We start from the raw sequence: 14,978 nt of genomic DNA, 5'->3' as shown, positions 1-14,978 counted from the left end.
CATGGCTAAGAGTGTATTGGTGGTCGACGATTCAAGCAGCGTCCGGCAAGTCGTCGGTATCGCGCTGAAGAGTGCCGGATACGACGTTATCGAAGCCTGTGACGGGAAGGATGCACTGGGCAAGCTCACCGGGCAGAAGGTGCACCTGATCATCAGCGACGTGAACATGCCGAACATGGACGGCATCACTTTCGTCAAGGAAGTGAAGAAGCTGGCCAGCTACAAGTTCACGCCCATCATCATGCTGACCACCGAATCCCAGGAATCGAAAAAGGCCGAAGGTCAGGCCGCAGGCGCCAAGGCGTGGGTCGTCAAACCGTTTCAGCCGGCACAAATGCTCGCAGCGGTTTCCAAGCTCATCCTGCCCTGAGACCCAGGCCCCTGGAGGCCAGCATGCCCACGCCAGACGAGAGCACCAACGACACTGCACGCGTGCAGATCGACGGCGAGTTGACGATCTACACCGTGACCGAACTGGCCGCCAGGCTATTGCCACAGATCGGCGCTGCGGCACGCCTGGAAGTTGACCTTTCACAGGTCACCGAGATGGACGGCGCCGGCCTGCAACTGCTGGCAGTGATCCAGCGTGAAGCCGGCAAGACCGGGACTTCGCTGCACCTGACCGGGCAAAGCAAGGCAGTCAGCGAAACCTTCGAGTTATGTAATCCGGGTGTCGTGCTGTAGCGCGTCCATTTGCAGTACTGCCCAGTGATCGATCAAGGAAGTCATCGTGAGTATTAATCTCGATCAGGCACAGCAGACGTTCATCGTTGAAGCGCGAGAGCTTTTGCAGGCCATGGAGGAATCCCTCCTGCAACTCGAAAGCGAGCCCGGCGACCTGGACGCGATCGGCGCGGTCTTCCGCGCAGCGCACACCATCAAAGGCTCGGCCGGACTGTTCGGGCTGACGCCTATCGTCAGTTTTACTCACATCGTCGAAGACGTGCTGGATCGTCTGCGTGAAGGCAGTGTTTCGGTAAACGCCGAGCTGATCGCCGTGCTGCTCAAATCCGGCGATCACATGCTTGAGTTGATCGACGTGGTCGCCAGCCGTGGCGAGCAACTGCAGCAACCTGCACTGGAGCGCGAGGCAGCGCTGCGTCAGGCGTTGCAGGTCTTCCAGGCACCGGCCAGCGCCAGCGCCGCTGACATCGCAAGTGCGCAGGTCGTCAGCGATGATGAACAGTCAGCCGACGTGCTCTGGCATATCTCGCTACGTTTTGGCGTGGATGTGTTTCGCAACGGCATGGACCCGCTGTCGTTCCTGCGCTACCTCAATACCCTGGGGCAGATGGTCCAGGTCACGACGCTGACCGACAGCATTCCAACAGTTGAAGCGTGGGACCCGGAATCCTGCCACCTGGGCTTCGAGATCGATTTCCGCTCTGCTGCCGGGCACGCCGCGATCAACGAAGTCTTCGATTTCGTGCGTGAAGACTGCGCGGTGGAAATCACGCCGCTGGACGAAACGCCAGACCACGTCGAGCCCACCGGCACCGAACTGGTCTCGCAGCCTGAACACAGCCCTGTGGTGGCCAGCGGCGAACTGCTGGGCGATCAGCGCGCAGTGCCACGTACGCCCGCAACGGCAACGGCAACGGCAACGGCAACCGCTGTAGAGCGCCCTTCTTCGGGCAGCGAGCAGAAAAACAAGGATGGCCGCTATGTGCGCGTCAACGCCGACAAGCTCGACGAGCTGATCAATCTGGTCGGCGAGCTGGTCATTGCCAGCGCCGGCGCCAGCCTGCTGGCCAAGTCGTGCGACAACGACCCGCTTCAGGAAGCCAGCTCGACGGTGTCGGGGCTGGTCGAGCAGATTCTGGATGGCGCGCTGCACCTGCGCATGATCCCCATCGGCGACACCTTCAATCGCTTCCGCCGTGTGGTGCGCGATGTCAGTCAGGAACTGGGCAAGGACATCGACCTGATTATCAATGGTGCGGAGACCGAACTGGACAAGACCGTCGTCGAAAAGATCGGCGACCCGCTCATGCACCTGCTGCGTAACTCCATGGACCACGGCATCGAGAGCGCCGAAGCACGTCGCGCGGCAGGCAAGCCGGCCAAAGGTCATTTGAGCCTCAACGCGTACCACGACTCGGGCAGCATCGTCATTGAAATCGCCGACGACGGGGCCGGACTCAACCGCGAGCGCATCCTCGACAAGGCCCAGCAACGCGGACTGGTGGCGGCCGGCGCAAGCCTCACCGATCAGGAAATCTACAACCTGATTTTCGAGCCCGGCTTTTCCACTGCCGAGGCCGTCACCAATCTTTCGGGCCGTGGTGTCGGCATGGACGTGGTCAAGCGCAACATTACCTTGCTGCGCGGCACGGTGGATCTGGACAGTCAGCCCGGTCAGGGCACCATCGTGCGCATCCGTCTGCCGCTGACGCTGGCGATCATCAACGGTTTTCTGGTTGGTATCGATCAGTCGACTTACGTGATCCCGCTGGACATGGTGCAGGAATGCATCGAGCTGGACGAACACAACCGGCAGTTGACCCGCGACAGCGGCTACCTGGACCTGCGTGGCGAAGTGCTGCCGCTGGTCTACCTGCGCGACCACTTCAATCATGAAGGCCCGGCCGCCAGGCGCCAGAACGTGGTGGTGGTGCGTTACGCCGAGCACAAGGCCGGGCTGGTGGTCGATGACCTGCTGGGCGAGTTCCAAACCGTTATCAAACCTCTGGGCAAGCTGTTCGGCGCGCTGCGCGGCATCAGCGGCTCGACGATCCTGGGCAGTGGCGCGGTGGCGTTGATTCTCGACATCCCCGCCCTGCTCAACCAGATCGTACACATGGAGGCCCGCTCGACCCAGGCGCCTCAATTCCTGCTGCCCACTTCTCGCTGACGGATTCGCAATTCCCAAGGAGTTACTTCAATGAAATGGTTCTACGATCTGAAGATTTCCACCAAGCTGATTACCTCGTTCCTGGTGGTTCTGGCGTTGACCGCGGCCATGGGAGTCTTTGCCATCATCCAGCTCGGGCAGGTCAACCAGGCCGCTCAGGACATCAAGGAAAACTGGATGCCGTCCATGCGGGCGGCCGCGGGCATGCGCTTCTTCGCCGCCAATTACCGCCTGAAGGAAAACCGCCATATTGCAGCCGACACCGCCCAGGAAAAGGCGCAGATGGAGCTGGAAGCAGCGGACTCTCGCAAACAGTTCGAAACCCGCCTGGCCATTTACGACAAGTTGATTTCCAGTGATGACGATCGTCAGTTGTTCAATAGCGTGAGCGCGTCATGGGCCGCCTACCTGAAGGTCAGCAACGACCTGTTCGATCAGTCACGCCAAAACCTGGAGGCTCAGGCGCGGGCATTGCTCAAGGGCGAATCCAAGACGCATTTCGATGAAGTGACCACTCAGCTGCAAAAAATGGTCGAGCTGAATGAAGCTGGCGCGACTATCGCTGGCAACAAAGGCACCAGCCTGTACGAAACCTCCCGTATCTCGATCATCGTGGTACTGATTGCAGCCTTGATGATCGGCCTGGGTCTGGCGCTGTTCATCGCCCGGATCATTTCCCGCCCGCTGAAGGAGGCCGCAACGGCCGCCGAGCAACTGGCAGAGGGCAATCTCAACGCCCACATCGGCCACGGTTCCAGGGACGAGACTGGCATGGTGCTCAACGCCATGCGCAACATGGTCGGCAAGCTGTCGCACATCATCGGCGATGTGCGTAATGCCGCCGACAACCTGGCCAGCGCTTCGGAAGAAGTCAGCGCCACTGCACAGTCGATGAGCCAGGCCACCAGCGAGCAGGCCGCCAGCGTCGAAGAGACCAGCGCATCGGTCGAGCAGATGAGCGCCAGCATCAACCAGAACACCGAGAACGCCAAAGTCACCGATGGCATGGCCAGCAAGGCCGCCAAGGAAGCCACCGATGGCGGCGAATCGGTGCAGCAGACCGTCGTGGCGATGAAGAAAATCGCCCAGCGCATCAGCATCATCGACGACATCGCTTACCAGACCAACCTGCTCGCCCTCAACGCCGCCATCGAAGCCGCGCGCGCCGGCGAACATGGCAAGGGTTTCGCGGTAGTGGCCGCCGAGGTGCGCAAGCTGGCCGAGCGCAGCCAGGTGGCCGCGCAGGAAATCGGCGAGCTGTCGTCGAGCAGCGTGGAAATGGCCGAGAAGGCCGGCAAGCTGCTGGACGAAATGGTGCCCTCGATCAACAAAACCTCCGACCTTGTGCAGGAAATCAGTGCAGCGTCGGAAGAGCAGGCAGCCGGTGTAGCGCAGATCAACACCGCCATGACCCAGCTCAACCAGGTCACCCAGCAAAACGCATCGAGCAGCGAAGAACTGGCAGCTACGGCTGAAGAAATGAGCAGCCAGGCCGAACAACTGCAACAGGCCATGAGTTTCTTCACCCTCGACGCATCGCCAAGGGCCGTCGCACAGAGCGCTACTTTCGACAGCCGCAACAGCCCGAACCGTCAGCCTCCGCGGCCACCGCAACAGGCTCCGCGCAAGGCATTTGCGCAAAGCATGGCGGGCGCCCCGGACGAATCGGAATTTACCCGTTTCTGATTGCCGGCTTCGATAGAGACTCCAGGGGAGAACGACATGGGCTCATTGGTCACGACTCGGCAGACCGCAGCGACGGTCGAAGAAGAGGCGCAGTACCTGACTTTCATGCTCGGTGGCGAGATGTTCGCCATCGGCATTCTGGGCATCAAGGAAATCATCGAGTACGGCAGCCTGACGGTGGTGCCGATGATGCCCGCCTTCGTGCGCGGGGTGATCAATCTGCGCGGCGCTGTGGTGCCTGTGGTTGATCTGTCGGCGCGCTTCGGGCGACAGAACTCGGCCATCACCCGGCGCTCGTGCGTGATCATCATCGAGGCCAACAGTGAGGACGGCCAGCCGCAGGACATCGGCCTGCTGGTCGACAATGTCTCGGCGGTGCTGGAGATTCCGGCGTCGCAGATCGAGCCGCCGCCGAACTTCGGTGCGCGAATTCGCGCCGACTTCATCAGCGGCATGGCCAAGGTCGACGGCAAGTTCGTGATCGTTCTCGAGGTCGACCGCGTGTTGTCCATCGATGAAATGTCCAGCCTTGCCGAAGCAGGCCAGTCGCTGCCGCCCGACGTCGACGCGACGTGAGGTCTGCACATGCCTGATACAGCGTCGCTCACCGATCGCGAATTCGGCCAGTTCCAGAACTGGCTGTACAACGCTGCGGGCATCAAACTGACGCTGGCCAAGAAAGCGCTGGTGGCCGGCCGCCTGTTCAAGCGTCTCAAACATTACGAGCTGGACAGCTATGGCGAGTATTTCAAGCTGATCATGAACGATCAGCGCAACGGCGAGCTGCAAGTGGCGCTGGACCTGCTGACCACCAACGAAACGTATTTCTTCCGCGAACCCAAGCACTTCGACTTTCTGCGTCAGCAGGTGCTGCCCAAGGTCACACACGGCAAAATGTTCCGCATCTGGAGCGCCGCCAGTTCGTCTGGCGAAGAGCCCTACAGCCTGGCCATGACTCTGGCCGAGCAACTGGGCACCACGCCTTGGGAAGTGGTCGGCTCGGACATCAGCACCCGCGTGCTGAGCAAGGCGCGCAGCGGTCACTACCCTATGGAACGCACCGAGACGTTGCCGCAACCTTTGCTGTTCAAATATTGTCTGAAAGGCACAGGTCGCCAGGAAGGGACCTTCCTGATCGACAAGTCGTTGCGCAGCCGGGTCAGTTTCGTACAGGTCAATCTCAATGACACCCTGCCGGATCTGGGCGAGTTCGACGTCATTTTCCTGCGCAACGTGATGATTTATTTCGATCAGGAAACCAAAAGCAAAGTGGTGGCGCGGTTGATCCCCCGTCTCAAGCCAGGAGGCTATTTCATCATCAGCCACTCGGAAAGCCTGAACGGTGTGAATGACATGTTGAAAATGGTCTCCCCTTCGATTTACCGCAAACCATGAACACGCCTGTCGGTGTAGCCGAAATAGTGCTGGGGCCTGGCGAAGTGGTCTTTCAGACCCGGCCGACTCGCCTGCGCACGTTGCTGGGTTCATGCGTGGCGATTACCTTCTGGCACCCGTGGCGGCGTATTGGCGGCATGTGCCACTTCATGCTACCCGGGCGCATACGCCGGCATCAGCCACTGGACGGCAGGTACGCTGACGAAGCGATGGAAATACTCATTCGTCATGCACTGGCCAATGGCACGCTGCCGGAGGAATATCAGGTCAAGCTGTTTGGCGGCGGCGAAATGTTTCCTGCTCATCGCCATGACCCGCACATGCGTAACGTCGCTGACAGCAACGTTCACGCGGCGCTTGCACTGGCCGAACAGAACCGCCTGAAACTGATGGCTCAGGACCTGGGCAGCACCGGCCATCGCAGCATCATCTTCGACCTGTGGGACGGAAACGTATGGGTCAGGCACCAACCAATGGAAGCAATGGAAAAAGATGCCAAACAAAAAAATCAGCGTACTGCTGGTCGATGATTCGGCTGTAGTTCGTCAGGTACTGGTGGCCATTCTCAACGACACCCCCGATATTCATGTGATGGGCGCGGCGTCAGACCCGATATTTGCCATGAGCAAGCTCGCTCAGGAATGGCCGGACGTCATTGTGCTGGACGTGGAGATGCCGCGCATGGACGGCATCACCTTTCTCAAGAAGATCATGAGCGAGCGGCCGACGCCGGTGGTGATCTGCTCGTCGCTGACCCAGAAAGGCGCCGAAACCTCATTGCAGGCGCTGTCTGCCGGGGCGGTGGAAATCATCACCAAGCCCACCACCGGGCTGAAGAACTTCCTCATCGATTCGGCCGCCGAGCTGGTTGCAGCAGTACGCGCAGCAGCCAACTCCAACGTCAGAAACCTCGGCAAGCGCACCGCCGCCCCAGTGCTGAACCCAGCCAGCAAACTGACCGCCGATGCCATTTTGCCAGCTGCCAGCGGCCATGCCATGGCGCAGACCACTGAACGCATCGTCGCCATCGGCACCTCGACAGGCGGTACACAGGCACTCGAAGCGGTGCTGACTGCCCTGCCCCGCGTCTGTCCCGGCATGGTCATCGTCCAGCACATGCCGGAGAAATTCACCGCATCGTTCGCCGAACGCCTGAACAGCCTGAGTCAGATTGAGGTGCGCGAGGCCAGAAACAACGACCGCATCCTGCCCGGCCTCGCGCTGATCGCCCCCGGCGGTAAACACATGATGGTCACGCGCAGCGGCGCCTATTATCACGTCCAGGTCATCGACGGCCCGCTGGTCAACCGCCATCGTCCTTCGGTGGACGTGCTGTTCCGTTCGGTGGCCAAATTCGCCGGCAAGAACGCCACCGGCATCATCATGACCGGCATGGGCGACGACGGCGCACGCGGGCTCAAGGAAATGCTCGACGCCGGCAGCGCGACAGTGGCTCAGGACGAGGCCAGTTGCGTGGTGTTCGGCATGCCCAAGGAAGCGATCAAACTGAACGCGGCGCAGCGGATCATTCCGCTGCAGGAGATTCATCAGGCGATCCTGCACCGGTGAACCCGAAGCTGTCGCCGTGCAGCCAGCGTTTCTTTCGACACCCACGTTTCAAGACACAAACCCCGGTCGCACGGCAATGCTCAGAAAAACAGCCTTACCGGGCCCACGGCGGCGGCAGCAAGGCCTGATGGTCAGCGCTGGACCTCGATGACCCTGAAGCCCCATCAGAGAATGAGACCAACTGGAAAAAAGGCTCGGCCTCCAGGTTCCTGTGCTGATTGGAAGTCCCTGATCTGTTGCTTTTATGCTCATTGCGATAAGACGCATAGCTCCAGTGCCCCGGGGAGACATCGGAGTCCGGGCGATGGCTGCTCTGCCTTACACCGGCGGCGCTCAACTCCTGTTCGATACTGCTGATCATCCCCCTCATTTTGCCCATGTACTCTGGGCTGTAGGTGTTGTCTGCACGGTCGGGCTTGGCGTAGATCGTGAACTGAGCGCCCAGCGCCACGCGCTGCTTTGCCGCCGGCATCTCTGCTTGCAGGCATTTCATGTCAGTCACTTTCCACGAGTCAACCGGACTGTCGCTCGCCTGCAGTATTGAATGCATGCGGTACATCCTCAGGTGCAACGCTGAGGTGGATCTTGTCTCCGGCAAACTCCCCCTTGCAGTTCGGCTCCAGGCGATCCATATGGATGAAGACCTCAGACCCCGTCATCTTGAAATGATTGGCGGCAGTCCAGCCACCGTGATTTTCACCCAACGCGCTTTGTGCGACGTCATAAGTGGGGGCACGATGGTGAACGGCGAAACGTGTCGGTGTATTGGCACGCACTTCGCTCTGATTCAAACGGCGCAATTGCGCACCTGCATCCTTCTTCAAGTCCGCTGGGCAATTGCCGTATTGAGTTTTAAATTGAAGGCGGGTCTGTTGATAGGCATAGCTTTTATACCTGCTACTTATCGGTCATGAAAAAGGGGGTTGCGCAGATAGCGCAGCATCTGCGCAACCTCTTCAACTCGCCGCTCTGCACTGCTCGTTGACGACCTCGCAGATAGCTGCCCGCTGAGCGGTCGACAGGTAAAACAGGTTCCATGAAGCAGGATCAGGAAAACTGATCGCCTTTCGAGAACCCGACATCGTGTTTGATCTTGCCGTTCTCGAACTGGTCCATCCATGGCAGCACATCGGCCCCGGCCGCTTTCAGGGCGCCCATGTTGTCTTTCACGGCCTGGTTGGCGCCGTCGCGCTGTTCGAAGTTACCGCCCCCGGTCCAGTTGGCGTTACCGACTTCACCGATTTGCGGCTTGAAGCCCGCGCTCGTAAGCGCCTTGATCTCCGATGACAAACGCGAAGAGGCATCAGCACCGCTGGCGTACTCATGGATGCTGCCGATCAGGCCAGGGTTGTTGCTGCCGTTGGCGGCTTTCAGCTGATCAGCGTATTTGACCAGCCCGCTTTCCCCGCCGGCCGTCAGACCACCACCCCAATTGCTGTCCTCCACCACGATGTCGCCTTTGTAACCAGCGTCGCGGGCTGACTTGATCAACGTGCTCTGCATATCGGCCCAACCCTGAGTGGCACTCTTGCCGCCCTCATTGAACGTATCGAGTACAAAACTCGGATGGTTTCCAAGGGCAGAAACCACGTTTTTGACATCGTCGGCGGCTTGTTGGAGCTTGTCGCCGGACAAGACATTGCCACCGCCGCCATTGGCGTTGTCACGAAACGTAAACTGAATCTTGACCCCTTGTTTGTCGCCGGCATCGACCATCGCCTTGAGTTTGGCCATTTGCGCCGGGTCATTGATCTGGTCATGGGTCATCTGGATGCGAAGTGTTCCCCCTCCGGCATTTTTCACGTCTTCGACCATTTTTTGCGCTGCCTCAGGAGACGCAATCCGGTCAGGAACCGTATTCGCGCCGCCATGAGAACCCAAGCCAGTGTTATTGAACGGTTGGGCTTGATTTGACTGCTCAGACAGTCCTGAGTCTGGCGTCGAACTGGCAGCACCGCCGGGAGAAGCAGAAGCCCGACCTGGCCCGGACGAAGCAGGGGACGGGTTCTCGGAAGGGTTATTTGCAGAAGAGTTACTTGCGGAAGAATCACCGAGCAAGCGTTTCAGCAGCGCCTGAATCAGCGTCGTCAACGCCTCGATCAAGTCACTTTGATCGCCCCCTCGTGCTTGTCCATTCCCGGCGGTGGCGGTTGTCGGCGCGCCATTCCCCCAACTCACCGTGTTCGGCGAGCGCTGGGTACTTTCCGGAGGAAGAAAGTGCACGGCATTGCTCGACGACTTACCTGAATAGTCCGGACTCGGAGCCAGGTTGCCCGACGAGACAGGCGACCACCCCGGGCTGTTGTTGTTTACAGAGGTATTCATACTCATTTCATTACTCCTTTTTTGTGGAGGTAACGCGTTTGGGTGAACGGTTTTTTGTACAGGGTTTCAGAAATCCTCTTTATCGTCTTTACGCGTTCAAGCAGATGAAATTCATTTGAAAGGGCCCTTTAGATAAGCCCGTTCTGCGTCTCGCAAGATGGCAATATCCACGGCGTTGGGTAGCAGTCTTTTGGCCTCGGTAATGTTTGCCAGCTTGACGCTTTGAGATTCAAAACCCATATCGGACGGTATGCCATCTATGCGTTTGGCAAGGTAATAACGAGTACGGGATGTTGTTCGGTCGTAGTCACCGATAAAGCCGTGGAATTCCACCAGAAGCCCCGTCTCTTCGTAGACTTCCTTGAGTGCATTGGTCCTCAAGTTCAGACCGGCTTCCTGCTTTCCCTTGGGAAAAGCGTGCGTTGCGCCGAACGGGTGATTGGTCGGCTCGGTGATCCATACCCTGCCGTCGGGCTCAAAAATGATCGCTCCACTGGCGGGAGCAAGGTGCTGAGAACGCTTGAATTCCGGCTCTGTGAAGTTGACCGCCCGGGTTGTAAATCGGCGCCAGCCATCCATCGTGTCTGGGGGTGTAAATGATCTGAACGGCAGGTTGTTCATGCTGCCACGGACAGCGCTGTGAGGTACAAAAACGGCGGTTGCGTATCGATCACGCCACGTATCCGCCGCACTGGGTGACGTGGGGTTTTTAACAGTGACAACATCGCCGCGCTCGTTCTTTCGGCGATGAATATAAGGAAGCGTCTGCTTCATATCGACAAGCCACTTCTTCCGACTGATCAGTCTCTTGCCGAGCTCAATGCGTTCGCTGTGATTGCCAGGGCCGTGTTCTGCGCAAAGTGCGGCAATACGCGCATCCGGTATTTTTTCTATCGCTGCAATACCCTCGCGGATGTCATTACGCTCGATTTTCCGGAAGGCACGACTGGACGAATTGTCTTCACGAGACAGCATCGTGACCAGCTCCATGGGCGTGGTACCGAACTGATTACCCTTGTGCTCCCCTTGGGCGCGGAAGACCAGCGCACCGCCAAGGTCGATGCGCACAGGTTTGTTACGGTGATTGAAGATGACATTGTCCCCCGTCAGACCGATGACATCCCAGTTCGCCAGCCAGGCATCCACAGCAAAGCCGCACTTCAACTGACTATTTTTTGCCAGCGTATCGAGGTCTTTGGGGTTCCCTACTATCAGTTTTGAAATCAGTGCGGGCTTGCCTTTGCGGGACGCCAGTTCTATGTCAGGAACATCGATTCCTGCGGCACGGTACAGTCTGGAGGCAAGCACCTCGTTTCGAAGTCTATTGGCAGACGGGTTGGTTTTCACATACCACTTAACGCCATTGGGCGCTTGAAACAATCCACCTGGATTAGAGCCCTTGGCGCCAGAGAGTTGTTTCCATTTGTCAGTCTCGACGAGGGCGAATTCACCTCCCCTCTTGGACCGCCCTAAAACCGTCATGTCGACGACAATAAACTCACCGCTCCGGCGAGCCTGCGTAATTTCGTACCGGTTGGTGATATCCAGAATGACTTCATGTTCACTCTTGCTGGCCACCGATAACGGCAACCGGCTCTCACTGAGTGTCACACCCTTTGCACCACTGTGGTTGAGCGCAGGAACGGCAGGCATCGCTTTCAGTACAAAAAGAACCGGTGTTTCTTTTTTCCTCTTCGCGTTCACCAGCGCAAAGCCTTGCGAAACGTCTGACACTGTCGAGGCACTGGCCACCCCGGTCGCGGTGTAAACGCCTTTAACCACGCGCAGGCCGTGAATAAGACCATGGGCTATTTCGCGACTGCGGTAACCCTTGGAGGTATTCAGTAACAGCGACGCCGCCTCATCATCCAGAGATATCCCCCGATAAAGCACTTTAGGCTGATCCGACTTGGCCAACTCAATGGAGTAGCGCGGTATGGAGGCTCTCAGGTCCGCAAATTCTTCTTCGGTTGTTTCAGAGGCCGTGTACTTCTGCAGCAGTCGCATGAACTCTTTGCCGTCTATCGAATCCAGTACGCTGTCCTGCCGACCCGCCAAACGACACTCTTCGGCAGTATTGAATTGCTCCACTGGAACTCCCTTGCCTCGCCCTCGCGAAACAAAGTTGGGCACTTTATTACTGGCAGGCCCCAGTGCCGAGGTACTTTGAGCGTTTGAAAACCCAAGGTGACTAAAATTGTGTTTTACGGGATTTATCATTAAGCACTCCTGAACGTTCGTCTTGGGGCTCGCGATGAACATTCGTCCTTGAAATTACAGGCATCAGGACCTTTATCAGACTCGAACGCGATCAGCCGATACTCGCAAGGCAAATAGCCACTTTTCGGATTGATCCAATCATGGATAACGCCTGTTGATAATGAAGAGCCCCAAGAAAGCAGCCAATTGCTATCACCGAGAGAGTATTGAAAATAAGCCGAGCTTATAATTGGCTGAATGGCATTCATCGCAAACACCCATCGCCTGCATTTACTGGAAAATGGAGTAAATGAGTGTCGCAGTGTGCTGTGCGGTTCCATTAAGCAAACAAGAGAGGCTTCTTTAATGGACAATTATCACTGTAAGTGATCGACATTCGTGGCGAATGTCTTAGAGCCAATGCAAGGAATATCTGGACTACTTGCATGATCGTGGTGTGTGATGAAGTGATCAGACATAAGTCATACGACAACATATAAATAATGCGCCATATTTAGTTACGTACCAATAGCTCAAGACGGCACACATTCGCTCAAGCAGAGCGTGTCGCAAACGTGCAGAAGGTCAACGATAGCTGGCCGGCCAATACCCGGCCTGGATTTTTTCGACGTCACCCGCAGAGAAAATCGTCGGGCTGTTCGGGCACGCATGAGAAGATACCGGCACCTCACTTCAATACTTCGTTTTTCAGGCCACAAAGCCGACCGCCATGACCAGACCCGTAACGCTCAAGGATGTTGCCAACCATGCAGGTCTTTCCAAGGCTGCGGTGTCGCGCTATCTGAACCGAAGCATCAGCCTGCCGCCGGAAACCGCGCAACGTATCGACCTGGCGATCAAGGCGCTGGACTACCGGGGCAACAGTCTGGCCCGGCGCCTGAGCAAAGGCGGCAGTGAGACCATCGGCCTGGTGCTGCCGGACATCGCCAACCCGTTTTTCGCCGAGCTGGCAGACGCGGCCGAGGAAGAGGCGTCCGCACACGGTTATAACCTGGTGCTGTGTGTCACCCGCAACCTGCTTGAGCGCGAAAGCACGTTTGTGCGTTGGCTGGATTCACGTAACGTCGATGGCTTGCTACTGGTCAGCAACCGCCCGGATGACGGCACGCTGGCCAGCCAGCTGATGAGCTACCGCAATATCATTCTGCTCGACGAAGACGTTCCCGGCACGTCGCAGCCCAAAGTCTTCGCCGACAACCATCAGGGCGGTCGCCTGGCGACTGACTATCTGATCCGCCATGGCCATCGACGCATCGCTCATGTGTCCGGGCCGTCGGCCTTGATGAGTGCTCGCGAGCGCTATGCCGGCTACCGGGAAGCGCTCGCGCTGGCGAGCATCGCAGAGGTGCCGGAATACCTGTGCTTTGGGGATTACAGCCGTGAGTTCGGGCGTATCGCGACCGCACAGCTACTCACCCTGCCCGACCCTCCGGAGGCGATTTTCGCCGCCAGTGACTTCATCGCCCTGGGCGTGCTCGATGTCCTGCGTGAGCGCACTATCAGCGTGCCCGGTGCCATGTCGCTGGTGGGTTTCGACGACGCCGTCTACGCCAGCCTGCTGACCCCGCCGCTGTGTACCATCCGCCAATCCTCCAGAGAGCTTGGCCGTCTCGGCGTGGCGCAACTGCTGCAGAGGATGACGGGCGGCGACTGTGCGCAGGACATCGTGCGCGTACCCGTAGAGCTGGTCTGTCGGGGCACGGTAGCAACGCGCAGTGACTGATTGCGGGGCAACAAGTAACACCCGGCCTTAAATCAGTGCACTGCCGTTTGCCTCCTGAAAAGCCGATGATTGCGGAAAACTGTGGCGCATCAAGGCTGTACGGTCACTGGCAGGCATTGCGAAAAAAATGGCACACAATCTGCTTTCTCTAGTTTTCAAACCTGAAGACAAAACTCATTTGTCTTTTTTTTGAGACAAATGGTAAACCGGTTTACCGATCTGATTTGCCACACCGGCGATCAGGCTAGGAGGATGGCAATGCTGCGTTTGAGCAAGCGTTTCACCCTGACCCTCGGCGTTGTTTTGGCCTTGGCGTTGTCACCCATCATTCAGGCCCAGACCGGCAAACGTCTGGCTCTGGTACAGGTCAACCAACAGGCGCTGTATTTCACCCAGATTACCCAAGGCGCACAGGCGGCGGCGAAAGCTGCCGGAGCAGAGCTGGTGGTGTTCAACGCCAACGACAATCCGTCAGCCCAGAACGACGCCATCGAGGCCTATATTCAGGACAAAGTCGACGCCATTCTGCTCTGCGCCATCGACGTCAACGGTATCAAGCCGGCAGTCACCGCAGCCGCGCAGGCGGGAATCCCGGTGGTGGCAATCGATGCTGTGATCAATGGCGACAATGCCGTGCAGGTCGGCGTGGATAACCGCGAGGCAGCCCGACAGATCGGCCAGTACACCGGCGAATACATCAACCGCGAACTGGCGGGCAAAGCCAGCATCGGCGTTGTCGGAGCCCTCGGCTCTTATGTGCAGAATCTGCGTCTGGACGGCTTCCGCGAGGGTCTGGCGAAGACCGCCAGCCAGGCGAAGATCGTCAATACCGTCGACGGTAACAATGTGCAGGACACCGCCCAGGCTGCGGCGGAAAACCTGCTGACCGCCAACCCTGATCTGCAGATCATTTATGCCACTGGCGAACCCGCCCTGATTGGCTCGGTTGCCGCGAGCGTGTCGCAAGGTGCGGGCGAGCGGGTCAGGATTTTCGGGTGGGACCTGTCCTCTCAGGCAGTGCAGGGTCTGGATGACGGCTCTGTCGCGGTGGTGGTGCAACAGAATACCCAAGCCATGGGCAAGACGGCGGTGGAGTCGGCGCTGGCGCTGTTGTCCGGAAAGACCGTGGCTCGCGAACAGAGCATTCCCGTCAAGCTGGTGACCAAAGCCAACCTGGCAGCCTATCGCGCCGAATTCAAATAAGGG

General features: G+C 58.3%; 12 protein-coding genes and 1 pseudogene. 10 read left to right on the top strand and 3 right to left on the bottom strand.

All coding sequences use genetic code 11. From position 1 onward, the window contains the following. Position 1 precedes the first annotated feature (1 nt). Genes KBY02_RS21340 through KBY02_RS21305 form a run of 8 tightly spaced genes read left to right on the top strand, consistent with a single transcriptional unit; the run spans position 2 to position 7,504 of the window. Positions 2 to 370, top strand: a complete 369-nt coding sequence (locus tag KBY02_RS21340; protein ID WP_002553206.1) for a response regulator — start codon at positions 2 to 4, stop codon at positions 368 to 370. A gap of 23 nt (positions 371 to 393) precedes the next feature. Further along, positions 394 to 684, top strand: coding sequence for a lipid asymmetry maintenance protein MlaB (locus KBY02_RS21335; protein WP_003371244.1), 291 nt, complete (start codon positions 394 to 396; stop codon positions 682 to 684). 46 nt (positions 685 to 730) lie between these two features. Continuing rightward, positions 731 to 2,854: a chemotaxis protein CheA gene (locus tag KBY02_RS21330; protein ID WP_096135443.1), complete on the top strand. Its 2,124-nt coding sequence runs from the start codon at positions 731 to 733 to the stop codon at positions 2,852 to 2,854. 30 nt (positions 2,855 to 2,884) lie between these two features. Beyond that, the gene (locus KBY02_RS21325; protein WP_032654591.1) at positions 2,885 to 4,540 is read left to right on the top strand and encodes a methyl-accepting chemotaxis protein; all 1,656 of its coding nucleotides are present in this window, start codon (positions 2,885 to 2,887) and stop codon (positions 4,538 to 4,540) included. Positions 4,541 to 4,576: 36 nt separating this feature from the next. Next, the gene (locus KBY02_RS21320; protein ID WP_003403299.1) at positions 4,577 to 5,116 is read left to right on the top strand and encodes a chemotaxis protein CheW; all 540 of its coding nucleotides are present in this window, start codon (positions 4,577 to 4,579) and stop codon (positions 5,114 to 5,116) included. Positions 5,117 to 5,125: 9 nt separating this feature from the next. Continuing rightward, positions 5,126 to 5,935, top strand: coding sequence for a CheR family methyltransferase (locus tag KBY02_RS21315; protein ID WP_024638552.1), 810 nt, complete (start codon positions 5,126 to 5,128; stop codon positions 5,933 to 5,935). After that, positions 5,932 to 6,465 (top strand): chemoreceptor glutamine deamidase CheD, encoded by a 534-nt coding sequence (gene cheD, locus KBY02_RS21310; protein ID WP_003403301.1) that lies wholly within the window; start codon positions 5,932 to 5,934, stop codon positions 6,463 to 6,465. The genes KBY02_RS21315 and cheD overlap by 4 nt, the downstream gene beginning before the upstream one ends. After that, on the top strand, positions 6,428 to 7,504 hold the full coding sequence (locus KBY02_RS21305) for a protein-glutamate methylesterase/protein-glutamine glutaminase (protein WP_011266626.1): 1,077 nt from the start codon (positions 6,428 to 6,430) through the stop codon (positions 7,502 to 7,504). Before cheD ends, KBY02_RS21305 begins: the two co-directional genes overlap by 38 nt. A 94-nt stretch (positions 7,505 to 7,598) precedes the next feature. On the opposite strand, the pseudogene KBY02_RS21300 reads toward KBY02_RS21305, so the two are convergent. The 3 genes and pseudogenes from KBY02_RS21300 to KBY02_RS21290 all read right to left on the bottom strand — a co-directional run bounded on the left by KBY02_RS21300 (position 7,599) and on the right by KBY02_RS21290 (position 12,049). After that, positions 7,599 to 8,387 (bottom strand): annotated as a pseudogene (locus tag KBY02_RS21300) (type III effector). Positions 8,388 to 8,551: 164 nt separating this feature from the next. After that, complete coding sequence (locus KBY02_RS21295; RefSeq protein WP_011266625.1) at positions 8,552 to 9,835, bottom strand: cellulase family glycosylhydrolase; 1,284 nt, start codon at positions 9,833 to 9,835, stop codon at positions 8,552 to 8,554. 105 nt (positions 9,836 to 9,940) lie between these two features. Then, a complete protein-coding gene (locus KBY02_RS21290) occupies positions 9,941 to 12,049 on the bottom strand; it encodes an NUDIX hydrolase (RefSeq protein WP_161936306.1) in 2,109 nt (702 codons plus the stop codon). A 709-nt stretch (positions 12,050 to 12,758) separates the two neighbouring features. On the opposite strand from KBY02_RS21290, the gene KBY02_RS21285 reads away from it, so the two are divergent. Together KBY02_RS21285 and KBY02_RS21280 are read left to right on the top strand one after the other, a co-directional pair. Next, positions 12,759 to 13,772 (top strand): LacI family DNA-binding transcriptional regulator, encoded by a 1,014-nt coding sequence (locus KBY02_RS21285; protein ID WP_011266623.1) that lies wholly within the window; start codon positions 12,759 to 12,761, stop codon positions 13,770 to 13,772. 258 nt (positions 13,773 to 14,030) lie between these two features. Continuing rightward, entirely contained in the window at positions 14,031 to 14,975 is a 945-nt protein-coding gene (locus KBY02_RS21280; protein WP_225650731.1) for a substrate-binding domain-containing protein, read from the top strand. The last annotated feature ends 3 nt before the right edge of the window (positions 14,976 to 14,978 follow it).

The sequence above is a fragment of the Pseudomonas sp. P129 genome (assembly GCF_020312195.1).
In the GTDB taxonomy this organism is placed as follows: Bacteria; Pseudomonadota; Gammaproteobacteria; order Pseudomonadales; family Pseudomonadaceae; genus Aquipseudomonas; species Aquipseudomonas fragariae.
This window is presented reverse-complemented; position numbering and strand designations above follow the sequence as displayed.